We start from the raw sequence: 22,715 nt of genomic DNA on the forward strand, positions 1-22,715 counted from the left end.
ATTTCGATTCTACTTTTTTTATCAATTGATCTAAAAACTTACTTTTGGGTCAAAATTCCTTTTTATGTCGAAAAGATTAGTTGCTCCTTCTATTTTATCTGCAGACTTCAACCGCTTGGGTGAGGATATTGAAATGATTAACCAAAGTGATGCCGACTACATTCACTGCGATGTGATGGACGGCGTTTTTGTACCCAACATTTCATTCGGTATCCCGATCATTCAGCATGTGAAAAAAGTGGCCACAAAGCCACTTGATGTGCACCTCATGATCGTCAATCCCGACCAGTACATCGAGACTTTCAAAGCTGCAGGAGCATCAATCCTTACCGTACATTACGAGGCTTGCACGCACCTCCACCGCACCATCGGCAACATCAAAGCCAACGGTATGAAAGCCAGTGTCTGCCTCAATCCGCACACTCCGGTTCACCTCCTGGAAGATATTATTGGCGATCTGGATATGGTTCTGTTGATGTCGGTAAACCCCGGTTTTGGTGGCCAAAAATTTATTGAGAACACTTACGACAAAGTGCGCAAACTGAAAAAGATGATCGAAGCTAAGAATCCGGATTGTTTGATTGAAGTTGACGGGGGCGTTAATTTTGAAACGGGCAAAAAATTGATTGAGGCTGGTGTTGACGTTTTGGTTGCAGGAAGCTTTGTTTTTGGCTCAGACGACCCTATCGATACGATCGGTAAGCTCAAACTAGTGTAAAACAAGCGAGCTTCTCTTTTCGGTTGTGTGGCAATCTTTGGCAACCGATAAGCCTTTTAGGCTGCAGGCTGTTGTACATCCGCCGCACTGTCCACTTTCCGGACGTTTCTTCGGCACTGCGATAAACAGTCGCTCAAACGCTTTCAGAAAGCGAAAACCGGCAAAACCGACCGCAATCGCGATAATCGTGTATGTAATTAATTCCTGAATCATACAATCACTTTAAATGCATTTCCCAACGGATTGTTCACTCGCTAACTGAAGAACCAGCGTCCTACGATTACGGTAAGGTAAGCCATCCCCCACGCCAGCAGCGTTGTGTAAACCATAGTAAATACCGCCCAGAAGACTTTTCCCGATTCATTTCGAATGGTTGCAATAACGCCGATACACGGGAAATAAACCAATACAAAAATCAGAAAGGCCAAGGCAACCGGCAATGTAATTACAGATTGTCCTTTGAGGTCGCCGCTTCGGTACTTTTCCATTTTCAATTTATCGCCAAGCGAAACAGTGCTGTCGTCATCTACCTGGTACAATACACCCAAAGTGCTGACAACAATTTCTTTTGCGGGCAAGCCTGCCACCAAAGCAATACTCATTTTCCAATCGAAACCAAGTGGTTTCATCACCGGCTCGACGAACTGACCAATTTGGCCTAAATAGGAATTCTGAAGCCGGACTGATTCCTGTTCAACCCGCAGCTGGTGAATCGCTCCTTGTGTGTCGGCTGTCCCATCTGCTTCCAGTTGTGCAATTTGGGTACCGATGGCATCAGATTGAACGCTTTGTCGAGGGAAATAACCAAGTGCCCAGACAATGACAACGCCAATCAAAATCACGCCGGCGATTTTGCGCAGATACTGGTAACTTTTGTCCCACATGTGTACCACAATATTCCGAAAAGTAGGAATACGATACGGTGGCAATTCCAAAACAAACGGCGTTTCCTTATTTCTGAAAATCGTTTTATTGAAAATCTGCGCCATCAAAAAGGCGATAATAATTCCCGCAAAATAAATTCCACCCAAAACCAAGGCAGGAGATCCGGGGAAGAACGCCGAAATGAACAGTACATAAACGGGCAAGCGCGCACTGCACGACATGAAGGGAATAATCAGCATCGTCAAAAGCCGATCGCCCGGATTACGCAAGGTTCGGGTTGCCATAATTGCCGGCACATTACATCCAAATCCCATAATCATCGGGATGAACGAGCGACCGTGCAGGCCAAAAAAGTGCATCACTTTATCCATAATGAAAGCCGCCCGCGCCATGTAACCCGAGTCTTCCATCAATGAGATAAAGAAAAAGAGGATCAAAATATTGGGTAGGAAAACAAGCACACTGCCCGTCCCGTCAATAATTCCGTTGGTCAACAAATCCCGCAGCATTCCGGACGCCATCATCCCCCGAACCGAGTTGCCGATAAAAGCAACCAGACTTTCGATCCAGCCCATAGGGTATGCACCCAAGGTAAAGGTGGCGTAAAAGGTTGCAAAAATGAGGATGATGAAAATTGGCATCCCCAATAACGGGTGCGTTAAAAATTTGTCAATTTTCTCCGACTGCGACTTTTCCGGGTTAATTCGTTGCTTAAAAGTCTCCTTCAGCGCCCCTGCAATAAACCCGTATTTGGCATCAGTGATGATGGTTTCGCTGTCCTCATTGTAGAGCGTTTCAATGCGCACACACTCTTCTTTCGTAACAGCTTTTATCTCGTCAAAATTGGTATATTTCGACAAATTGAAAAGCGTTTCATTGTCTTTTTCGAGCAACTTAAGCGCCATAAACCGAGACGAGATCTTATCCGCAATAGGGCGGTTTTGGCGAACTTTCTCACGAATCCGCTTGATCGATTTCTCGATCTCCATCCCGTAATTGATGTGGATGTGCCGAACAATCGGGTCACGATCTTCATACACATCAATCGCTTTTTGAAGAAGCTCGTCAATCCCCTTCCCCTTCGAACTTACGGTTGGGATAAAAGGGATACCGGTTAGTTTCCCCAGTTTTTCGTAGTTAAAAATGCTTTTGTTCCGAACCAGTTCGTCGTACATATTCAGGGCACAAACGACCTTAATATCCATATCGATCAACTGGGTAGTAAGAAACAAATTCCGCTCCAAGTTGGACGAATCGACCACGTTGATGACGATATCAGGCGTCTCCTTCCAAATGAACTTTCGAACGTAAATTTCTTCAGGAGAATATGCAGTCAATGAATATGTTCCGGGTAAATCGATCAGATTAAACTGGTAGCCAAATTGCTTGAAAGATGCCTTTTTCGCATCAACGGTTACACCGCTGTAGTTACCCACATGCTCTTTCGAGCCCGACAGAAAATTAAACAGGGTTGTCTTTCCGCAGTTGGGGTTACCAACCAAAGCGATATTGATGATTTTTCCTTTTTCAGTAGCCGAACGCTTCAGAACTTCGCGATCAATCACTCCTTCGTAACCAAGCGGTGTCGTGTGCTTCGCTTCGTCCAGCGAAACCACTTCAATCAGGTTGGCTTCCGACCGCCGCAAGGTAATATTGTAATCCAGAATCTTGAACTCGATGGGCCCTTTGAAAGGTGTATTTTTGATCACCTTCACTTCTTTCCCCTTCACAAATCCCATCTCGGTAATTCGTTTCCGGAAAGAGCCGTGACCGAGCACTTTTGTTATGATAACTGATTCGCTATTTTTTACCTCTGAAAGTCTCACCCGTTGATATCCTCACCCTAGTTTGAATTACATAAAACAGACTCGCAAAGATAGCTTAGTTTTTAAAATAACTTTAAAAAATTACGAAAAGCCGCGCAAGGTATACCCTTTCGTTTATCTTTGTAAGCTGACGCATTGACTATGGAAGAAAATAATAATCTTAAAAAGATTCAGGAAGCCATTGAATCTCTCCCCGACAATTTCAGCATCTTGGAAGAACAAATCGATGTGGAGCTTCAGATGGAATATTTTGAATTCACAAAAGATAAAGATAACAACCAGGGAATTGATGATTTTGAGGCAGCAGAGCAGCAACTTTACGATCCCGATATTGAAGATACCGAAAAGAAACGCTTACTGGTTCGCCTTGCGGGACACGATAAAGTGGAAGCCTTCCGTATTATTGAGCGTTTTCAGGCACAAGCCGAAGGAATGATGCGGAATTGGGCGATCCTGGCCATCCAGGAAAGTCGCATGATTTTGCAAAGTTCACTGCTCGACGAGCAACAGGTTTTTATTTCAACCGGTTTAGGAGGTAAAGGTCAGAATATTCGCTATTTCATCACCCTACTCAATCAGGATACCGAAGTCGATTTTACAGATACCCAGAAGAAATTAATCTCAACCGAATTCCAGTATTTTCTGAATAAAAGCGAAGGCGAGCTGGAAGAAATGAATTTTGTGAAAGGTTTCGCAACAGGCTTATTTCTCTTCCCCCTGAAAAAGAACCTGCAGGATATTTTCAAATCATTTATCGACGAATGCAACCAATACGGCAATTTCCTGCGCGAGGACGTCATCATCACCAACGTTAAGCAACTATCACTCGACGAAATAAAAACATTCCTCAAACAAGAAGAGGAAGAATCAGAACAAGAAGACGAAAATGACACAGAAGAAGATTAATCTGGCACTTCAAGTGCTCCCTCAAGCGGAAGGTAAAAACAGTTACGATTTAGTGGATGCCGCAATTGCTGAAATTGAATCGTCCGGACTGAAATACAAAGTTTGCCCTTTCGAGACCGTAATTGAAGGTTATTACGACGAAGTAATGGACTTGGTGAAGCGGGTTCACGACAAGCTTGAAAAAAGCGGAACAAAAAAACTCATGACTTACATCAAAATTCAAACTGTGTTTCAGGAAGATGTAACGATCGAAGACAAAATGCACAAATACGAGTAAAAAATATCGCTGCAAAATTTGTTTGTTCAATTCTAAAAACACTATATTTGCACCGCGTTTAGCAAATGGCTTCGTAGCTTAATGGATAGAGCATCTGACTACGGATCAGAAGGTTGCAGGTTCGAGTCTTGCCGAGGTCACAAAAAAGGTTGTCAAGTTTTGGCAACCTTTTTTCTTTTCCAGCACTTCAGATTCCCCAAATACTTCGGCCAAATCCCTGTCCAAACCGACAAACCTCATAAAGACCCATTTTCTCCTCATTTCAGGCAATTTGTAAATCAGGTATTGTCTGTCTATCCCCATCTCTTTATCTTTAGATAAACCCCAAATAAACAGGCTATGAAAAACATTTTCCTTTCCCTCCTTTTGATTTTGCAAATTCCGGGCAATTCTTCAACCCAGGATTTCAGAAACGTTTCGTTCGGCATGTCCAAAGTCGAAGTGAAAACAGCAGAGTCGGCTGACTTAATCGCTGATCAGGACAACATGATTGTCTATTCCGACCAGATCGCTTCTATTGACGTCTCCGTCGTTTATGTATTCACTGATGGGCTTCTCACCGAAGGGATGCTCGTTTCGGCAGAAAAGTATTCGAATAGCAACCAGTATTACGAAGATTATCTGCGGCTAAAAAGTCTTTTGAGCGAAAAGTATGGAAAAGCTGTCAACAATGAAAACTGGAACAACACACAATACAAAGAGTCTCCTGCCAACATCGGCACAGCACTCTCACTGGGACAGGTGAGCTTTTTATCGAAATGGGAAGATGATCCCCGCATAAAAGTATCACTGTTACTGCAAGGTAAAAATCACAAAGTCAACCTCATTGTCAAGTACACCAATCCGTAGGGTGAATAATGCCTTCACCAAGAAAAAGACAAAAGCAAAAAACGGCCACGACATTCAAAGCACTAATTTTTCTACTGCGAATAAATCTTACAATTTTCTTGCCTGCTCAACTACCTGAAGATTATCTGTCTTGAGTCTGCAAAAACACCCCAAAAGCCCGACAGTAGCTGAAAATTGGAAAAAAATTTCTCAAAAACCTTGTTCTTTTAAAACTAAAAACACTATATTTGCAGCGCTTTAAGCAAATGGCTCCGTAGCTTAATGGATAGAGCATCTGACTACGGATCAGAAGGTTGCAGGTTCGAGTCTTGCCGGGGTCACAAAAAGGTTGTCAAGTTTTTGACAGCCTTTTTTGCTTTTTTACCGGCAGATCCATCAAATTTCCGCACAACAAGAACACCCATAAATCTCCTATGGCATTCTTCTTCGATTCATACGGATTCGAATAAACTCTCAATAACTTTTAGGTGATTTTACCACCTGGATTTGTCTTCATTTTACGAAACCAGAATTTCTGATAAACGTAAAATCACTTCAAAAGAAAAACAAAGTGTCAGGAAAAATCAAACAAACTTAACTTCCCTACTTTATTAATTGTCATCAATCGAAATGAACAGCAGGAAAAACAAACAATGTGTAAATAACTTCAACTTTAAAATCGAAGACTATGAAAAAACGTTTCAACATTTACAGCGAAGGAACCTTAATCCTGAAAGATGACAGACTGAGCAATTTAAAAATGAGTTTAAAAGGAAAAGGAATCAAAAAAGCAATCAAACATTTAAAGTCGAATGAGATGTTCATTTATTTCGACCCGGTTTCAGGCCGGCAATGGGAATATGAACGAGTCGTATGATCCGAAATAACACAAAAGCGTCAACAACACTGGCGCTTTTTTATTTTAACGGAAAAAAAAGAAGAGCAGCTCTTGCGAACTGCTCTTCTGTCGGTGTGACTCAGCTGGGGCTCGAACCCAGGACCCCATCCTTAAAAGGGATGTGCTCTACCAGCTGAGCTACTGAGTCATCCTCTGTAGTGTTGCCCTTTTGTTTAAAGGCGTTGCAAAAGTATACCTTTTATCGAATCATCCAAAACAAATTTGAAAGTTTTTGACAATTATTTTTTCACCACCAAACTTACCCTCAGAAGATCAATATTTTAAATACGAAAAAAATTTCACAAGGCTTCACTCGTCCTTCAAATAAGTATTTAATCCCATCCGGACCTAAACAATAAAATCTACCTTTGAGACAAAAATCAACTTCTTCCAAATGACATTTGAAGGCTATTTCGTTTTAGGCGTCATCATCATCATGATCGTTGCGCTTATTTACGACCTGATGCGTCCAGGCCTGCTGCTGTTCTCTGCCCTAATGGTACTGATGGCAACAGGCGTGATCAATACAGAAGAAAGCCTAGCCGGGTTCTCTAACAAAGGGATGCTAACGGTAGCCGTTTTATTCCTGGTCAGTGAAGGAGTTCGCCAAACCGGTGCGTTGAATATCCTGGGGCGTGCCTTTCTTCCTAAACGAAGAGGGAAACTACCTTTTACACTTCCGCGAATTTTGTTGCCGGTGTCGGTTTTATCAGCCTTTCTGAATAACACCCCCGTGGTCATCATTTTTGCGCCGATGATCAAGAACTGGGCAGAGCGCATGAACCTCTCGCCGCAAAAATTTCTGATACCACTCTCCTACGCCACTATTTTGGGCGGCATGTGTACATTGATTGGCACATCGACCAATCTCGTTGTGCATGGTCTTATGCTCGAGAATGGCTTGCCCGGCTTGAACATGTTCGAACTTGGGAAAGTTGGGATTTGGGTGGCGATCGTCGGTTTCCTGTACATGTCGGTTATCGGGCACAAAATATTGCCGGGCGAAAAGAACAATCTTCGCCGGAGTCGTAACGACTACAAAGAATATTTTCTGGACGCAACGCTCCCTGACAATAGCGCACTGATTGGAGAAGAAATAAACAATGGCCGCACACATACGATCAAGAACATCATTATTCACTCCGTAGAGCGCAATGGTGAAATTATTGATAGCCGCAAAGGAAAGTTCACACTGGAAAGCACCGATAAGCTTGTTATTGCCGTGAAATCGGACTCACTTATTCCGCTAATCACACACAAGCAGATTGAGTTGAAAGCCATGAAAGGCTTCGGCAAATTTTATAAGAGCACCGACATTAAGCAAATTGAAGCGGTTATTGCGCCACGCTTTCCGGGAATCAATCAAACCATCGACGAGTTTGACTTCCTGAACCACTACCAAGCCGAAGTTTTGGCCGTTTACCGAAATGGAGAAACGATCTCTACCAACGTTGGTTCAGTGCGAATGAAGGATGGCGACAGCCTTGTTTTGCTGACCAATGAAAATTTCATCAGAAACTGGGGTGAATCAAAAATATTCTACCTGACTTCTTTTATTGGCGAAATACCACCACCACGCTATAAAGGACAACGATTGATTGCACTTTTACTTGTGCTGTTAATGATTGTGGGTGCAACCGTTGGCAAATACCTCCCTGAAATTAACGGGGCCAAACCCGACATGTTCTATTTTGCGGCATTGGTTGCCTGCATCATGACCTGGATCAACATCATGCCCAACCGAAAATACACCAAGGTAATTTCGTGGGACGTCCTGATCACCATTGCCTGTGCATTCGGAATCAGCAAAGCCCTGCAAAACTCAGGAGCGGCCGACAGCATCGCCCTAACAGCGATCAACTTCTCAAAATCGTGGGGGCCAATCGGCGTGCTGATTACCATTTACCTGATCACTACAATTTTCACTGAAGTCATCACCAACAACGCCGCAGCAGCACTTGTATTCCCTATTGCTTTTGCCGCAGCCGAGCAGTTACATGTCGATCCCAAACCATTCTTCATCACGATCTGTATCGCGGCTTCAGCAAGCTTCGCAACACCAATCGGTTACCAAACCAACCTGCTCGTGCAAGGTTTAGGAAACTACAAATTCATTGATTACACCAAAGTTGGCCTGCCACTCAACATCATCGCTTTTATTATCTCAATAACCTTGGTGCCAATTCTTTGGCCATTTTAACAAAAGCACCACGTTGGATAAATGATCCTTTTTCAGGCTTAATTGTTTGGAAAATTAAGAAACGTCAAATACGAACTAATACCCATCAATCCTTAGCTAAAATCGATTAGTTTTGCAGGCAACTTATTTTTACCCTTGAAATACAAGGAAAATCAAAAACAGAGTTATTATGAAGAAATATAATCTGACGCATTTGCGGGAGCTTGAGGCTGAAGCGATTCACATCATCCGCGAAGTAGCTGCCGAGTTTGAAAATCCGGTGATGTTATACTCCATCGGGAAAGACTCTTCAGTTATGGTCAGGCTGGCTGAAAAAGCTTTTTATCCGGGTAAAGTACCTTTTCCACTGATGCACATTGACTCGAAGTGGAAGTTCAAAGAGATGATCGAGTTCCGTGATAACTACGCCAAAGAAAACGGCTGGGATTTGATCGTTCATTACAACAAAAAAGGATTCGAAGCCGGTGTTGGACCTTTCACCCACGGAAGTAAAGTGCACACCGATACAATGAAAACGAAAGCCCTATTGGAAGGCTTAAGCAAATATGGTTTTGATGCCGCTTTCGGTGGTGCACGCCGCGACGAAGAGAAATCCCGTGCAAAAGAACGGATCTTCTCATTCCGCGATAAATTTCACCAATGGGATCCGAAAAACCAGCGTCCTGAATTGTGGGACATCTACAATGCCCGCGTTCACAAAGGAGAGTCGATCCGTGTGTTCCCGATTTCTAACTGGACCGAATTAGATGTGTGGCAATACATCCGTTTGGAAAATATTCCAATCGTTCCGTTGTACTATGCCAAGGAGCGTCCTGTTGTCAATGTTGATGGTAACCTGATCATGGTTGACGACGAACGTATGCCGAAAGAACTGGCTGAAAAAGCAGAAATGAGAAAGGTACGTTTCCGTACATTGGGGTGCTACCCGCTGACTGGTGCTGTTGAATCAGGCGCAGAAACAATTGAAGAAATCGTTGAAGAAATGATGACCGTGAAAGTTTCAGAACGCACAACACGCGTGATCGACTTCGACCAAGAAGGTAGTATGGAACAAAAGAAACGCGAAGGATATTTCTAGTTACTGGTAACCCAACAAAAGGAAAAGAGTAACTCAATTCAATTTTTGCAAAAATGACAACACAAACAAGTTTAAATATACAAGACTTCCTGAACCAGGACGAGAAAAAAGACCTGCTGCGCATTTTGACAGCAGGTTCGGTTGACGACGGTAAATCAACCCTTATTGGCCGACTGATGTTCGACAGTAAGATGATTTACGAAGATCAGCTTGCCGCACTGGAACGGGACAGCAAACGAATTGGCCATGCCGGTGAAGACATCGACTACGCCTTGCTTTTGGATGGATTGAAAGCAGAACGCGAACAAGGTATTACCATCGACGTTGCTTACCGCTATTTCTCAACTAACAAGCGTAAATTCATTATTGCCGATACCCCGGGACACGAACAGTACACCCGCAACATGGTTACCGGCGCATCAACCGCCAACCTGGCAATCATCCTGATCGATGCCACCAAAGGAGTAATTACGCAAACTCGTCGTCACACCTTCCTGGTATCGCTGCTTGGAATCAAGCACGTGGTGCTGGCAGTTAACAAGATGGACTTGGTAGACTTCGATCAGAAAGTTTTTGACAGCATCTGCGAAGACTATAAAAACTTCGTAGCTCAGCTCGATATTCCGGATGTGACTCCGATTCCACTGTCGGCCCTGAAAGGTGACAACGTGGTGGAAAAATCAGATCGCATGCCTTGGTACAAAGGTAAATGCGTGCTCGATTTCCTGGAACATGTACACATCAGCTCCGACCGTAATTTCGAAGACATGCGTTACCCGGTGCAGTACGTATTGAAACCGGACAACAACTTCCGTGGCTTCTCAGCTCGTGTTGCTTCTGGAATCGTCCGCAAAGGCGAAACAGTAATGGTACTGCCTTCGAAGAAAACATCAAAAATTAAAAGCATTGTTACTTTCGACGGCGACCTGGACGAAGCGTTTCCGCCTGAATCTGTAACTGTTACTCTGGAAGACGAAATCGACATTTCGCGTGGCGACATGCTGGTTTATCCGGACAATTTACCGCGTGTTGAGCGTCACTTCGAAGCAATGTTGGTTTGGATGGACGAGAATCCGATGGATCCGACGACACATTTCTTCATCAAGCACGCCAACAACAACACAAAAGCGCGCGTTGATAAAATTCAATATAAAGTGGACGTGAATACCATGGAACGTTCGGACATCGATTTCTTCAGCCTGAATGAAATTGGCCGCGTGGTATTAACCACCAACAAGCCGTTGTTTTTCGACCCTTACAAGAAAAACAAGAGCACCGGTTCGTTCGTGTTGATTGATCCAATGACCAACAACACCGTAGCTGTTGGGATGATCATTGACAAACTGAGCTCTGACAACCTTCCTTCGCGCATCACTGAAGACGAACGCGAACAAATTCGTCAGGGAATCGGCTTGATTCAGGACGAACAATATCAAAAACGTTACAACCAAAAAGGTGCTACGCTTTGGGTTACCGGTCTGCACGGTTCAGGTAAAAACGAAATGGCTTTCAGCCTCGAAAAGCAATTGTTCGAGATGGGCGCAACTGTTGTACTGCTTGATGGTAGTTCGGTGCGTTCAGGTCTCTCCAAAGAGCTGGATTACTCGCCAACTGACCGAGCAGAGCACCTGCGTCGCGTGGCCGAAGTTTGCCGTATCCTGAATGACCAGGGGATCATCACCATCTGCTCATTCATTTCACCTGACCTCGAAATTCGCAAACAAGTAGCGAAAATCATCGGTGAAGACCGTTTCCACCTGTTCTACATGAAAGCTGATTTGGAATTCTGCAAAAAGAACAAAGCGGAGTTCTACAACCAGGAGAACCTGAAATATGTACCGGGAATCGACATCACTTTCGACGAACCGAAGAATCCGTCGCTGGAATTGTCGTCAACCGACAATGGCAAGAATCCGGAGAAAATTATCGCCTACTGCCGCGAGAACGGAATCTTCCCGTTGCAATAAGAAATACAAAGTTTATTAGCATAGAAAAAGGTGAAGCTCTGGCTTCACCTTTTTTATTTGTCCAAGAATTACGGAGCAATAGGGACAAAAAAAGCAACTCAACAAAGCTGCTTCAATATTATTTTCGTTATTAAACTTATCGAATACGATCCAACGAACGAATCAACGCTTCATCTTTTCCAATTCCACGAATGGCCAAATAATCCAGGATGATGGCAACAACCGGGAAAACAACCGCAATTTTGAAACTAATATTCGCGTCATCGAAGCTGTAGTAAGTGAAGAACCAGAACATACCGAATAAGCCAATATTCAACAGGATTGACAATACCAGAAAGCGAATTTGCAGAATCCGGCGTTTGTACATAAAAATGGCTCCTACGTGCAGCAATAAAATAAGCCCGATCAATCCGGCGATTGCCATCCCGTTTTCAGTCACCGTATTTTGGTGAACGATTCCGCGGATATCGAAAACATATAACTTGCCCGCTGCGTCCGCGATATCAGCAAAAGGAAGCGTAAAAAGCAATCCGATCAGAATTGCGGCAATGAGCATATAAACTGTTTGAATACGTTGTATCATGTTACTAATTTTTTGCACAAAAATACGGAAATGAACAGAAGAGGCAAGAACAAATGAGCGCTTCACTCCTATTTTCATCGTCAAACTTCACATCATCTGTTCAAACCACAGAAACAAAAAAGCCCGCCGAAGCGAGCTTTTCAAATCTATTTTCAGCTTGAATTATTTTGCGTAGTTCACCGCACGTGTTTCGCGAATCACAGTGATCTTGATCTGTCCCGGATAAGTCATTTCATCCTGAATGTGTTTCGCAATGTCGTATGACAGCTGTTCGGTTTCTTTGTCCGAAATCTTGTCGCTACCAACAATTACACGCAACTCGCGACCAGCCTGGATCGCGTAAGTTTTCAATACGCCCGGATATGAAAGAGCCAAATCTTCCAACGCTTTCAAACGCTTGATGTACGACTCAACCACTTCGCGGCGGGCACCCGGACGAGCACCTGAAATGGCATCACAAACCTGAACGATCGGTGCCAACATAGTTGTCATTTCCACTTCGTCGTGGTGAGCACCAATAGCGTTGCAGATATCCGGTTTTTCTTTGAACTTCTCAGCTAGTTTCATACCCAACACAGCGTGTGGCAATTCCGGCTCGTCATCCGGCACTTTACCAATATCGTGCAACAGACCGGCACGTTTCGCCCATTTCGGGTTCAAGCCCAGTTCCGATGCCATGATTGCACAAAGGTTAGCAACCTCACGCGAGTGCTGCAACAGGTTCTGTCCATAAGACGAACGGTATTTCATTTTACCGATCAAACGAATCAGTTCCGGGTGCAATCCGTGGATACCCAAGTCGATTGTTGTCCGTTTACCGGTTTCAATGATTTCTTCTTCAATTTGTTTTTTCACCTTACCAACAACTTCTTCGATACGGGCCGGGTGAATACGTCCGTCAGTTACCAATTGGTGCAAAGCCAAACGGGCAACCTCACGGCGAACCGGATCGAAACCGGAAAGTACGATTGCTTCAGGAGTGTCGTCGACGATGATTTCAACACCGGTAGCAGCTTCAAGTGCGCGGATGTTACGACCTTCGCGACCGATAATACGACCTTTTATTTCGTCGCTTTCGATATGGAAGATGGTCACCGCGTTTTCGATAGCCGTTTCAGTAGCGACACGTTGAATGGTTTTTACAACAACCTTTTTCGCTTCCTTATTCGCTGTCAATTTCGCTTCCTCCATGATCTCGTTGATGTACGACATCGCTTCGGTTTTAGCCTCATTTTTCAACGAATCAACAAGTTGAGATTTCGCTTCTTCAGCAGACAAGCCTGAAATAGCTTCCAATTGCTCCACTTTTTGGCGGTGCAATTTCTCCAGATCATCTTCTTTTTGCTGAACCAGGTTGATTTGAGCCGTCAGGTTTTCGCGGATGCTTTCCACTTGACGCTTTTCAGTCTCGAAATCTTTCACCGTACGTTGAAAATCATTTTTGCTTTGCAGAAACGCCGTTTCCTTTTGCTTCATTTTATTTTCAATCCCGGCGATCTTGCTGTTTTTCTCGTTGATATACTTTTCGTGTTCAGCTTTTAACTGCAAAAATTTTTCCTTTGCCTGCAGGATCTTATCCTTCTTTATCACCTCGCCTTCAGCTTCAGCCTCGCTGAGTATCTTGCGCTTCTTGCCGTTGATCGCCTTATCCCACAGGAAGTAGGACAAAACGCCGCCGCCCAAAAAGCCAGAAATTACGTATAATATTTCCATTTTATAAATTATTACTGATAATTAAAATGAAAGCCCACTATCTGTTTCATCATCAACTGCAAACAGCTGACAATGAAACAAAAGCGGGCTTTCGATATATTGTATTTTTTATTCGTTCAATGACAAAAATTCGCTTAATTGTTCGTCCAACAAGCGTATTTCTTCAACAATCGGTGATTCATCGGACTGCTCCTCCATTTCCAGATTTTTCAATACAAACTGAAATGCTGTCATCGCCAAAAAATCCTGGGCGTCTTGATTGACATACTTCTTCTTGTACTCCAGAACGATATCATTGATCATCTTTGCAGCTTTCCGAATCCTCTCCTCATCCTTTCGGTCAATCTTCAACGGGTAAATCCGTCCGTTGATGTTAATATTTATTGAAAGCTTATCTGCCATTATTCCATGTATTTGCTAGACATTCAACTGAGCAATACACTTATCAATTTCCCGCACTATTTTATTGATGCGTTGTTTTACCTGTTTCTTTTCGTCGTCGCCGACCGATAAAACTTTTGCAACCTTTAGGTCTTCATACTTTTTGACCAGCTGCTCATTTTCACTCTTCAAATCGGCAATGGTGTTCTCGAGGTCTTCGAGTTTACTTAACAACACCAGCTTTTCGTCTTTCAGCGAATTGTGGCGCTTCATAAGTAACCTGAGCTTTGCCTTAAAATCGTCGAGTAAAACTTGATCTTCCCCGGTCATTTTGTATGCTTTCCCGGACAAAAATAATATTTTTGCCCAATTCATTATACGAAGATAAGTTTATTTGTTGAATAGCATGATACAGGCTGAAAATCTTATCAACAGCCCGAGTTTGTAACCATTGAAGACAACTTACAGATTGACATGAAAATGACAGTGGCACCGGGTTCGCGAGATTGCTTTTATGACAAATAACTGACAAAATTTTACTTTTATGAAGTACCTGCTTTTGACATTATTATTTCTCTTTTTTAAAAATCCATATAATCCGAGTATTGCGCCGAACTATTTTGCACCTCCGGTTAAAATACCAATCTACCTGGCTGGCAATTTTGGCGAGCTGCGCTCGAATCACTTTCATTCGGGAATCGACATCAAGACGCAGGGGAAAACAGGTCTCCCGGTTTACGCTGCCGCCGAGGGAACTGTTACCCGCATAAATATCTCGCCGGTAGGTTTCGGACTGGCACTCTACATCAAACATCCCAATGGCTACTCGACCGTTTACGGGCATTTGAGCCGTTTGCGCGACGATATGGAGCAATACATCAAAGACATTCAGTATAACCGCGAAAGTTTTTCGATTGATGTTTCTGTTCCAGCAGGAAAATTCAATGTTGAAAAAGGCGAATTGGTGGCCTATAGTGGCAACAGCGGAAGTTCAGGCGGGCCCCACCTTCATTTTGAAATTCGCGACAGCGCTACTGAAAACCCGATTAACCCGCTTCTTTTCAATTTCGATGTAAAAGACAACACACCGCCAAAACTGATGTCGGTGATGCTCTACCCGCTTTCCAACGGCGCAAATATTGACGGTAGACTAAACCAAAAACCTTTCGACCTCGTCTTCTACGATGGCGAATATCACCTGAAAGGAAACCCAATCATCACCGCTGGTGGTACCATTGGTTTTGGACTTCAGGGGCTGGACTATTTGGATGGAAGCTGGAGCAAATGTGGCATCTACGAAATAGACCTCACGGTAAATAGCAAGTTGATTTATTCGTTTAAAATGAATGAGCTGAACTTTGGTGAAAGCAGGTATTTGAACAGCCACATCGACTACACGTACCTGCGCAACAATTCTCGCAGATACCATAAAAACTGGATAGAGGACGGCAATAAACTGAATAACTACCCGGTTAGGGAGAACAAAGGGAAAATCGTTATTGAACCGGGGGAAAAATATGATGTGGCTTACCTGGTGAAAGACGTTGCTGGCAATATCAGCCGATTAAATTTCGCGCTACAAGGAAAAGCTACGATTGCTCCCGGGCCGCAGCAAGCCGGCATTCCGGTACAGTGGGACCAGGATTTACTGTTGAAGCAAGATGATGTGGTTGCCAACTTTAAAGCCGGCAGCTTTTACTCCAATTTCTTCCTCGACTACAAAGAACTGCCCACGCAAAAAGATTTGTACAGCAAACGCATTCAACTGCACCAGTCGGATGTGCCGGTACACCAATCTTACAATTTGCGGATCAAAGCAGAAGGGCTTCCCGCCGACCTGCAATCGCGGGCATTGATTGTTGCCATCGACCCGAAAACACACAAGCAGTATTCCATGGGCGGCAAATATACGAACGGCTGGGTTGAAGCGAATGTGCGGCAACTGGGAACATTTGCTATTGCAACTGATACCGAAGCGCCAACAATCACCCCGATCAATATTCAAAATCATTCCACCTTGACTGATCGCCGCAAGGTGAGTTTCAAACTTCTGGATAATCTATCTGGCATTGAGAGCTATAGTGGCTCGATTGACGGCCAGTGGGTGCTGTTTGAATACGACGCCAAAAACAGCCTGCTGGAATACAGTTTCGACGCGAAACGCCTGCAACTGGGAAAATCGCACAACCTGAAATTAACAGTAACCGACGGAGCCGGTAACGAAAGCGTTTACGAGGCGAAGTTTTACAGATAGAATCAATCGGAAAGACATCATAGCACAAAAAAGGAGCTTCAGTAGTACTGAAGCTCCTTTGCTTTTATGGAGAAAATTTGTTTGAATGCGACTACAGTGACGCAAAGAAGTCGTTTCCTTTGTCGTCGACGATAATGAATGCCGGGAAATTCTCGATGCGGATTTTCCGAACAGCTTCCATTCCCAATTCCGGGAAGTCAACCACTTCAACCGCTTTGATACTTTCTTTTGCCAGGATTGCAGCAGGGCCACCAATTGATCCCAGGTAGAAACCACCGTGTTTCTTACAAGCGTCGGTCACTGCTTTCGAACGGTTTCCTTTTGCAACCATCACCATTGATCCGCCCATGCTTTGGAACAAATCAACGTAAGGGTCCATCCGTCCGGCAGTTGTTGGGCCGAAACTACCTGATGCCATTCCTTGTGGTGTTTTAGCTGGTCCGGCGTAGTAAACCGGGTATTTTTTGAAGTACTCCGGCATTGGTTCGCCCGAGTCGACAATCTTTTTGATTTGCGCGTGTGCGATATCGCGGGCTACGATCAATGTTCCGCTCAAGTTTAAACGGGTTTTGATCGGGTATTTGGTCAGCTCGGCCAAAACTTCTTCCATTGGGCGATCCAAATCGATGTTCACAGGAGGAGCCATTTCAGGAGCAGCTTCCGGCAAGAAACGACGTGGATTTTTTTCCAGCTGTTCCAGGAAGATACCATCTTCGGTGATTTTTCCTTTGATGTTACGGTCGGCACTACAGCTAACACCCAAACCTACCGGGCAAGAAGCTGCGTGGCGAGGCATACGGATTACACGAACATCGTGTACAAAATATTTACCACCGAACTGGGCACCGATTCCGCTCTCGCGACAGATTTTCAGAACTTTTTCTTCCCACTCCAAATCGCGGAAAGCCTGGCCACCTTCGTTTCCTTCAGTTGGCAGGTGATCGAAATAACCCGCTGATGCTTTTTTCACAGCAGCCAAAGTAGCTTCGGCCGATGTTCCACCGATTACCAAGGCCAAGTGGTACGGAGGACAAGCAGAAGTACCCAAATCTCTGATTTTTTCTTTCACGAACTTGGTTAACGCTTCTTCTGTCAACAAAGCTTTTGTTTGCTGATACAGGTACGTTTTGTTACCCGAACCACCACCTTTAGTAATGAACAGGAACTCGTACTTGTTACCTTCTTCGGCATACAAGTCGATTTGTGCAGGCAAGTTGCTACCGGTGTTTTTCTCGTCAAGCATCGTTAAAGGCACCACTTGCGAATAACGCAGGTTACGATCCCTATAGGTATCGAACACGCCTTTCGACAAATACAAAGCGTCGTTTGCTCCGGTGTACACATTTTCTCCTTTTTTACCGATGACGATTGCCGTACCGGTATCCTGGCAAGTTGGTAATTCACCTTCAGCAGCAATCACCTGGTTTGCCAGCATGGTGTGTGCTACGAATTTGTCGTTGTCGGTTGCTTCCGGATCGTCCAAAATAGAACGAAGCTTTTCGAGGTGAGCAGCGCGCAGGTAGAAAGAAACATCAGCAATTGCTTCTTTAGCCAGCAACTCCAATGCTTCGGGCGCTACTTTCAAAATTTTACGGCCATCAAATTCAACCGTTGAAACGTAATCTTTAGTCAGCAACCGATACTCGGTTGTATCTTTTTTAATCGGGAAAGGTTTTTGATAAATAAATTCAGCCATAGCTTTTGAATTCAGTTGTTTTTGTATTTCGTTTTTTTAGTTGGACTCGCATTTTTGAACGAATGCCTACAAATATAGCCAATAGCGCCCAAAAGAGCTTTTCATTCGGGCTATTTTTCGGCTTTGACACAATTTCTTTACAAAGCTTCCGAACCGCTTTTTCTTCGGTCAATATAGCTTTGAATGAAGTCATCAAACTCCTTCATTAGCTGTCGTAAAACGGGGTGCTTCACATCAAATTGAATCGCCCCTAGCGATGATATCGGCAATATTTTTGGCGAGGTGCCACTGATAAAAGCAGCCTCATACTGATTCAAATCTGTAGCGCTGATATCTGTTTCCCGGCATTCGATCCCCAATTTTCGGATGCATTCCATAATTTTCAGACGGGTGATACCAATCAGCACTTTTTCGGCAGGCGCTGTGTAAAAAACACTTTCCTTCACTAAAAACACATTCGACCGACTTCCTTCGGTAATGAAACCGTCCCGATCCACCAACAACACCTCGTACCAATTATTCTCGATAATCGTCCGATCAGCCAATTCACGTACGGGCAAATGAGCAACTTTGATCTGCGGATTCGTACGCATGGCATGTAAAAAACCTGTCGGCACTCCCAGTCTGTATTGATCTGCAGTTGGGTAATTGGACGGAATGACGAACATCCGAAGCGTTTGCTTCCCATCTGCTTCAATCCAAAGTTCCACCTTAATATTGTCGCAATCAGTTTTATTCAATCGAATCAATTCCGAGATCTGCGCTTCGAATTCGGATGCAGAAACAGGATCGTTCAGCCCAAATTTTCGCCACGAATTCTGAAAACGCGCATAGTGATCTTCAAGAAAAAGCGCAACGCCATCGATCACCCGCAGAACTTCATATACCTGCAAAGCGTTATCACCCTTAAAAGGCTCGAAAGGAAGTTCCTCTGCCACACCATTTTTAATGTAAGATGTTGGCTCGATTTTCCGATTTGAGGTTGTAATTTTGTTCATACCAAAACTTTTATCTCTCATGAACTCGTTAAATGCCTTCATTAAATGAAAAGTGCATCAAAAATAACATTGATCTATTTTTTAATCAGCTTTTTCTGGATTTTATTTTCAGATCGTTTTATCGAGACGCTCACTGATAACGCGGCAGTTCTGACTAAGCTACAAACCTATAAAGGCTGGTTTTTTGTAATTAGCACTTCCGTTTTTTTGTACATACTTATTAGCCGTGAAATACGAAAACAGGGAAAACTGAATGAAGAACTTCAACAGGCGAAGGAGAAGGCGGAAGAATCGGACAGGTTGAAATCGGCTTTTCTGTCGAACATGTCGCACGAGATACGCACACCTTTAAACGGCATCGTCGGTTTCAGCCAATTGCTTTTCGAAGAAGAGGAAGATCCCGAAACCCGTCAAATGTATATCGACCAGGTTAACCAAAACAGCGAGCTGCTACTGAAAATCATCAACAATATTCTGGAGATATCCAAGATCCAGGAGAACATGATCACCCCGAAAGTCCGGGCAGTGAAACTGCCGGAACTGCTTCACTATGTCAGCCAAATTTACAGTTCCCGGAAATCTGCGCTGATGCAGAAAGGACTCGCTTTTCAGCTGGAAATTCATCCAAGTTGCAAAAAGCTAACCATCCAAACAGATCCCGATTGCCTCAACCAGATTTTATTCAACCTGCTGGATAATGCTGTCAAATACACATCGATAGGGGAAATTAAGCTAGGCTGCCAACTTGAAGAAAGGTTCCTTCGAATTTACGTGATTGATACAGGGATTGGCATCTCAGCCGACGTCATGCCCCGAATATTCGATCGCTTTAAGCGTTTCCAAAACAACGAAAATTTTTCCGAAGGATTCGGGTTGGGCTTGTCAATTAGCCAAGGATTGGCTGCAGCGCTGGAAGCCAAACTAGAAGTCACATCACAACCCGGAGAAGGAAGTTGCTTTTCAGTTCTGCTGCCGCGCAACAGGAAAAGCGAAAACTAAAAAAGGAGCACATGGCTCCTTTCATTATCTTATCTGCAGCTAGAAATTATTTAACAGCTACAGTTTCAATTTCGACCAAAACGCCCAAAGGCAATTCTTTCACCGCAAAAGCCGCGCGTGCCGGTGGATTTGTAGGATAGCAATTTCCGTAAACCTCGTTCATGGCTTTGAAATTGGCCATGTCGCTCAGTAAACAAGTCGACTTCACCACATCAGCAAAAGTGTATCCTGCCTCGGTCAAAATCGCTTCAATATTCTTCATCACTTGGGTGGTCTGCTCTGTAATTCCTCCTTCTACAACCTTTCCCACAGCCGGATCAACCGGAATCTGTCCGGAAATATAAAGTGTTCCATTCACTTCAATTGCTTGACTGTAAGGGCCGATTGCAGCCGGTGCGTTTGTTGTTGAAATAATACGTTTCATTGTAACTACTTAATCGTTAAATATTGTTTGCTATTCAAAATCTGAATTTCGATGCAAAGAAACAAAATACAATTCAGCAAAAACAATTAAAATGTCAGCTTTGGTGAAAAACAAACTTTTTTGTCTGTTTCTAAACAGCTCGAAAAACGGGGACCTTTGCTCCCGAAAAAGAATTAATGAATACGAAAACTATTGTTCTTGACGAACCGACTTGTTTAAACATAAACAAAAGGAGAATCTAACTGTTTCGATACACGACAGGACAAGCAGGCGATTTTCCATTCACTGCAACTGATCATCCTTTGCCGAGGTGGTATTAAGATTGGAGATTGAAAAGATATACTGGCATAAATGTTCAGAATGAATGGTAGCGACAAAATTAATTAACAGATCTTCAAGGAGTATCAACATGGAAGATTCCATGCTAGACTACTTCTTCCGAACGTACAATCACGGGCAAATGTGTTCCGATATCTCTTACGATGTCGAAAAAGATGAAATACTGCACCTCAGTGAAAACTTCCGCGAACTTACCGGACAGCATTGCGGCCAAAAGTTCAACCAGTGCTTGCTTTTCATAAAAACAATAATCCACCCCGAAGACTACAGCACATTTCTGGTGCGTTTAGTCGAATTTGTAAAACTCGATCGGGCCAAAATGGCGATTGACCCCAAAAGCGCTATCCGCTCCTTTACTTTTCGGGTCAATGACTCCAAACAAGAATGGGTATCGGTTAAATTACACGCGCTAATGCTATCGTCGAATACCTTAGTTGGCATTGTACACAAACAAAACAATTTAGCTGACGAAGAGCCTGCCGCCGTTTCGGCGCGCGAGAAGGAAATTCTGAATTTGATTGCCGACGGGAACTCCGCAAAAATAATCGGCGACAAACTGAATATCAGTCCCAACACCGTGATCACGCACCGCAACAACCTGAAAAAGAAATTCAGAGCCAAGAACACGGCAGAACTCATAAAAGAAGCCGTCAAATCGCAAGTGATTTAAAACGGCTTCAATATTTTGAAAGGGTTCAAATTCGGTTCACGGGGTTCTCGTTCGGATCTTCAAACCATTTGAAATAGTTTTCGGCCCCGGCTATTCCCTGCTCCACCAATGCTTGTTTCTTTTCGTCCGTCAGGTTGAAGTCTGTCGCCTTAATATTCAATGCATCGATGTAAACGGTTCGTTGCCAGTCATCGCTGTGGAGATGCGCATTTTCCTGCACTTGCATAACAGCCGCCATCAACGCTTTTGCATAGTCCGTGAAACCCGTAATTTGTTTGCCCTGTAAGGGTTCATTATAACGAAACAGCCCAATATCCTCGCGTGTATCGAGCCGCATGCCGAGTGTTTGGCAATTAAACACATACGGACTTCGATCCGAATTTTCAATCAAAAACCGGGCGTTTTCTTTGTTATAATAGTCGGTACTTCGGATGGCAATTGCTTCTCTTTCACGATCGACGTATTTTTCACGATCAAATAGTTTGACAGGGTAATTTTGCATTGCACCGCCATCAACATAAACATCCTCGCGTTCGCCGTAGCGAACTGCCGCAAAAAACAGCGGTATTGACATGCTGATTCGAACGGCCTGCGCCAGTTCCATATCCGGATGACGCTCGTGGGAGAACACTTCCGAATAGCCTGTCGACAGATTCGTGCCAATAACATACAAATCTGGCTTTTCCGAATCTCTCAAATCGCCAAAGGTCGCTTTCGACGTTCCCATTTGCTTTTTAATCAGTTCGCCGATCCACTCGGTGAAAAAGTCTCCTTTGTTCCACCCGAAATGCTTGGCCAACCGCCGGATATCGCGAATAATCCCCCACGAATCGTCCATAAACGCCTTGAAGTCGGTCGATTCCATAATGCCCCGTTGCTCCTGGATATTGAATCCCAGCGCGAATATGAGTGCATTGATGGCACCAGCACTGGTACCGCCGGCGCGTTTAATATCTTTCAGAATTCCACGTTGCTCCAGGATGCTCATCGCACCGATGTATGCAATCCCCTTAACGCCACCTCCTTCAAAAACCAAATTTCGAAACTGTACTGCCATTGCTATTCCTCCGTTTGT

General features: G+C 43.9%; 21 protein-coding genes and 3 tRNA genes. 13 read left to right on the plus strand and 11 right to left on the minus strand.

Features of this window, described 5'->3' with window-relative positions:
* Positions 1–64: 64 nt before the first annotated feature.
* Positions 65–718: a ribulose-phosphate 3-epimerase gene (gene rpe / locus BC643_RS17165; RefSeq protein ID WP_120274499.1), complete on the plus strand. Its 654-nt coding sequence runs from the start codon at positions 65–67 to the stop codon at positions 716–718.
* Here rpe and BC643_RS17170 read toward each other — a convergent pair.
* Both BC643_RS17170 and feoB read right to left on the minus strand, forming a co-directional pair.
* On the minus strand, positions 710–931 hold the full coding sequence (locus tag BC643_RS17170; protein ID WP_120274500.1) for a hypothetical protein: 222 nt from the start codon (positions 929–931) through the stop codon (positions 710–712). The two genes, rpe and BC643_RS17170, sit on opposite strands and share 9 nt — an antisense overlap.
* 41 nt (positions 932–972) lie before the next feature.
* A complete protein-coding gene (gene feoB / locus BC643_RS17175) occupies positions 973–3,429 on the minus strand; it encodes a ferrous iron transport protein B (protein ID WP_120274501.1) in 2,457 nt (818 codons plus the stop codon).
* A 141-nt stretch (positions 3,430–3,570) separates the two neighbouring features.
* On the opposite strand from feoB, the gene BC643_RS17180 reads away from it, so the two are divergent.
* The 6 genes from BC643_RS17180 to BC643_RS17205 all read left to right on the plus strand — a co-directional run bounded on the left by BC643_RS17180 (position 3,571) and on the right by BC643_RS17205 (position 6,317).
* Complete coding sequence (locus BC643_RS17180) at positions 3,571–4,335, plus strand: hypothetical protein (protein ID WP_120274502.1); 765 nt, start codon at positions 3,571–3,573, stop codon at positions 4,333–4,335.
* The gene (locus BC643_RS17185; protein WP_120274503.1) at positions 4,316–4,612 is read left to right on the plus strand and encodes a thiamine-binding protein; all 297 of its coding nucleotides are present in this window, start codon (positions 4,316–4,318) and stop codon (positions 4,610–4,612) included. Before BC643_RS17180 ends, BC643_RS17185 begins: the two co-directional genes overlap by 20 nt.
* Before the next feature lie 67 nt (positions 4,613–4,679).
* Positions 4,680–4,752 (plus strand) — tRNA-Arg (locus tag BC643_RS17190).
* A gap of 199 nt (positions 4,753–4,951) precedes the next feature.
* Complete coding sequence (locus tag BC643_RS17195; protein WP_120274504.1) at positions 4,952–5,461, plus strand: hypothetical protein; 510 nt, start codon at positions 4,952–4,954, stop codon at positions 5,459–5,461.
* 247 nt (positions 5,462–5,708) lie between these two features.
* Positions 5,709–5,781, plus strand: a tRNA-Arg gene (locus tag BC643_RS17200).
* A gap of 347 nt (positions 5,782–6,128) precedes the next feature.
* On the plus strand, positions 6,129–6,317 hold the full coding sequence (locus tag BC643_RS17205; protein WP_120274505.1) for a hypothetical protein: 189 nt from the start codon (positions 6,129–6,131) through the stop codon (positions 6,315–6,317).
* Between the two features lie 96 nt (positions 6,318–6,413).
* On the opposite strand, the gene BC643_RS17210 is transcribed toward BC643_RS17205, so the two are convergent.
* Positions 6,414–6,486 (minus strand) — tRNA-Lys (locus BC643_RS17210).
* Positions 6,487–6,732: 246 nt separating this feature from the next.
* On the opposite strand from BC643_RS17210, the gene BC643_RS17215 reads away from it, so the two are divergent.
* The 3 genes from BC643_RS17215 (at position 6,733) to cysN (ending at position 11,583) form a co-directional block, all read left to right on the plus strand.
* Complete coding sequence (locus BC643_RS17215; protein WP_120274506.1) at positions 6,733–8,538, plus strand: SLC13 family permease; 1,806 nt, start codon at positions 6,733–6,735, stop codon at positions 8,536–8,538.
* Positions 8,539–8,707: 169 nt separating this feature from the next.
* Positions 8,708–9,616, plus strand: coding sequence for a sulfate adenylyltransferase subunit CysD (gene cysD, locus BC643_RS17220; RefSeq protein WP_120274507.1), 909 nt, complete (start codon positions 8,708–8,710; stop codon positions 9,614–9,616).
* A gap of 53 nt (positions 9,617–9,669) precedes the next feature.
* On the plus strand, positions 9,670–11,583 hold the full coding sequence (gene cysN / locus BC643_RS17225; protein ID WP_120274508.1) for a sulfate adenylyltransferase subunit CysN: 1,914 nt from the start codon (positions 9,670–9,672) through the stop codon (positions 11,581–11,583).
* Positions 11,584–11,719: 136 nt separating this feature from the next.
* On the opposite strand, the gene BC643_RS17230 is transcribed toward cysN, so the two are convergent.
* From BC643_RS17230 to BC643_RS17245, 4 genes are all read right to left on the minus strand, one after another.
* The gene (locus tag BC643_RS17230) at positions 11,720–12,166 is read right to left on the minus strand and encodes a DUF4293 domain-containing protein (RefSeq protein WP_170154604.1); all 447 of its coding nucleotides are present in this window, start codon (positions 12,164–12,166) and stop codon (positions 11,720–11,722) included.
* Positions 12,167–12,328: 162 nt separating this feature from the next.
* The gene (gene rny, locus BC643_RS17235) at positions 12,329–13,879 is read right to left on the minus strand and encodes a ribonuclease Y (RefSeq protein WP_120274510.1); all 1,551 of its coding nucleotides are present in this window, start codon (positions 13,877–13,879) and stop codon (positions 12,329–12,331) included.
* A gap of 108 nt (positions 13,880–13,987) precedes the next feature.
* A complete protein-coding gene (locus BC643_RS17240; RefSeq protein ID WP_120274511.1) occupies positions 13,988–14,281 on the minus strand; it encodes a cell division protein ZapA in 294 nt (97 codons plus the stop codon).
* Positions 14,282–14,296: 15 nt separating this feature from the next.
* A complete protein-coding gene (locus BC643_RS17245; protein WP_147377257.1) occupies positions 14,297–14,533 on the minus strand; it encodes a hypothetical protein in 237 nt (78 codons plus the stop codon).
* Positions 14,534–14,804: 271 nt separating this feature from the next.
* Between BC643_RS17245 and BC643_RS17250 the strand changes: the two genes are divergently transcribed.
* On the plus strand, positions 14,805–16,514 hold the full coding sequence (locus tag BC643_RS17250) for a M23 family metallopeptidase (protein WP_120274513.1): 1,710 nt from the start codon (positions 14,805–14,807) through the stop codon (positions 16,512–16,514).
* Positions 16,515–16,605: 91 nt separating this feature from the next.
* Here the strand turns inward: BC643_RS17250 and BC643_RS17255 are convergent, their stop codons facing one another.
* Complete coding sequence (locus tag BC643_RS17255) at positions 16,606–18,210, minus strand: fumarate hydratase (RefSeq protein ID WP_120274514.1); 1,605 nt, start codon at positions 18,208–18,210, stop codon at positions 16,606–16,608.
* A 137-nt stretch (positions 18,211–18,347) separates the two neighbouring features.
* Positions 18,348–19,208, minus strand: a complete 861-nt coding sequence (locus tag BC643_RS17260; protein WP_170154605.1) for an aminotransferase class IV — start codon at positions 19,206–19,208, stop codon at positions 18,348–18,350.
* Positions 19,209–19,253: 45 nt separating this feature from the next.
* Between BC643_RS17260 and BC643_RS17265 the strand changes: the two genes are divergently transcribed.
* Positions 19,254–20,207, plus strand: a complete 954-nt coding sequence (locus BC643_RS17265; RefSeq protein WP_120274516.1) for a sensor histidine kinase — start codon at positions 19,254–19,256, stop codon at positions 20,205–20,207.
* Positions 20,208–20,253: 46 nt separating this feature from the next.
* Here BC643_RS17265 and BC643_RS17270 read toward each other — a convergent pair whose 3' ends face one another.
* Positions 20,254–20,631, minus strand: a complete 378-nt coding sequence (locus tag BC643_RS17270; RefSeq protein WP_120274517.1) for a RidA family protein — start codon at positions 20,629–20,631, stop codon at positions 20,254–20,256.
* Between the two features lie 409 nt (positions 20,632–21,040).
* Between BC643_RS17270 and BC643_RS17275 the strand changes: the two genes are divergently transcribed.
* On the plus strand, positions 21,041–21,640 hold the full coding sequence (locus tag BC643_RS17275) for a response regulator transcription factor (protein WP_170154606.1): 600 nt from the start codon (positions 21,041–21,043) through the stop codon (positions 21,638–21,640).
* A 25-nt stretch (positions 21,641–21,665) separates the two neighbouring features.
* Here the strand turns inward: BC643_RS17275 and BC643_RS17280 are convergent, their stop codons facing one another.
* Entirely contained in the window at positions 21,666–22,697 is a 1,032-nt protein-coding gene (locus BC643_RS17280) for a patatin-like phospholipase family protein (RefSeq protein WP_120274519.1), read from the minus strand.
* Between the last annotated feature and the right edge of the window lie 18 nt (positions 22,698–22,715).

It is taken from the genome of Mangrovibacterium diazotrophicum (genome assembly GCF_003610535.1).
In the GTDB taxonomy this organism is placed as follows: Bacteria; Bacteroidota; Bacteroidia; order Bacteroidales; family Prolixibacteraceae; genus Mangrovibacterium; species Mangrovibacterium diazotrophicum.

Bases quoted from the DNA above. Each gene is read 5' to 3' on its own strand.
- rpe (WP_120274499.1), top strand. From the start codon at position 65: ATGTCGAAAAGATTAGTTGCTCCTTCTATTTTATCTGCAGACTTCAAC.
- BC643_RS17170 (WP_120274500.1), bottom strand. From the start codon at position 931: ATGATTCAGGAATTAATTACATACACGATTATCGCGATTGCGGTCGGT.
- BC643_RS17180 (WP_120274502.1), top strand. From the start codon at position 3,571: ATGGAAGAAAATAATAATCTTAAAAAGATTCAGGAAGCCATTGAATCT.
- BC643_RS17185 (WP_120274503.1), top strand. From the start codon at position 4,316: ATGACACAGAAGAAGATTAATCTGGCACTTCAAGTGCTCCCTCAAGCG.
- BC643_RS17195 (WP_120274504.1), top strand. From the start codon at position 4,952: ATGAAAAACATTTTCCTTTCCCTCCTTTTGATTTTGCAAATTCCGGGC.
- BC643_RS17205 (WP_120274505.1), top strand. From the start codon at position 6,129: ATGAAAAAACGTTTCAACATTTACAGCGAAGGAACCTTAATCCTGAAA.
- BC643_RS17215 (WP_120274506.1), top strand. From the start codon at position 6,733: ATGACATTTGAAGGCTATTTCGTTTTAGGCGTCATCATCATCATGATC.
- cysD (WP_120274507.1), top strand. From the start codon at position 8,708: ATGAAGAAATATAATCTGACGCATTTGCGGGAGCTTGAGGCTGAAGCG.
- cysN (WP_120274508.1), top strand. From the start codon at position 9,670: ATGACAACACAAACAAGTTTAAATATACAAGACTTCCTGAACCAGGAC.
- BC643_RS17230 (WP_170154604.1), bottom strand. From the start codon at position 12,166: ATGATACAACGTATTCAAACAGTTTATATGCTCATTGCCGCAATTCTG.
- rny (WP_120274510.1), bottom strand. From the start codon at position 13,879: ATGGAAATATTATACGTAATTTCTGGCTTTTTGGGCGGCGGCGTTTTG.
- BC643_RS17240 (WP_120274511.1), bottom strand. From the start codon at position 14,281: ATGGCAGATAAGCTTTCAATAAATATTAACATCAACGGACGGATTTAC.
- BC643_RS17245 (WP_147377257.1), bottom strand. From the start codon at position 14,533: ATGAAGCGCCACAATTCGCTGAAAGACGAAAAGCTGGTGTTGTTAAGT.
- BC643_RS17250 (WP_120274513.1), top strand. From the start codon at position 14,805: ATGAAGTACCTGCTTTTGACATTATTATTTCTCTTTTTTAAAAATCCA.
- BC643_RS17255 (WP_120274514.1), bottom strand. From the start codon at position 18,210: ATGGCTGAATTTATTTATCAAAAACCTTTCCCGATTAAAAAAGATACA.
- BC643_RS17260 (WP_170154605.1), bottom strand. From the start codon at position 19,208: ATGAACAAAATTACAACCTCAAATCGGAAAATCGAGCCAACATCTTAC.
- BC643_RS17265 (WP_120274516.1), top strand. From the start codon at position 19,254: ATGAAAAGTGCATCAAAAATAACATTGATCTATTTTTTAATCAGCTTT.
- BC643_RS17270 (WP_120274517.1), bottom strand. From the start codon at position 20,631: ATGAAACGTATTATTTCAACAACAAACGCACCGGCTGCAATCGGCCCT.
- BC643_RS17275 (WP_170154606.1), top strand. From the start codon at position 21,041: ATGGAAGATTCCATGCTAGACTACTTCTTCCGAACGTACAATCACGGG.
- BC643_RS17280 (WP_120274519.1), bottom strand. From the start codon at position 22,697: ATGGCAGTACAGTTTCGAAATTTGGTTTTTGAAGGAGGTGGCGTTAAG.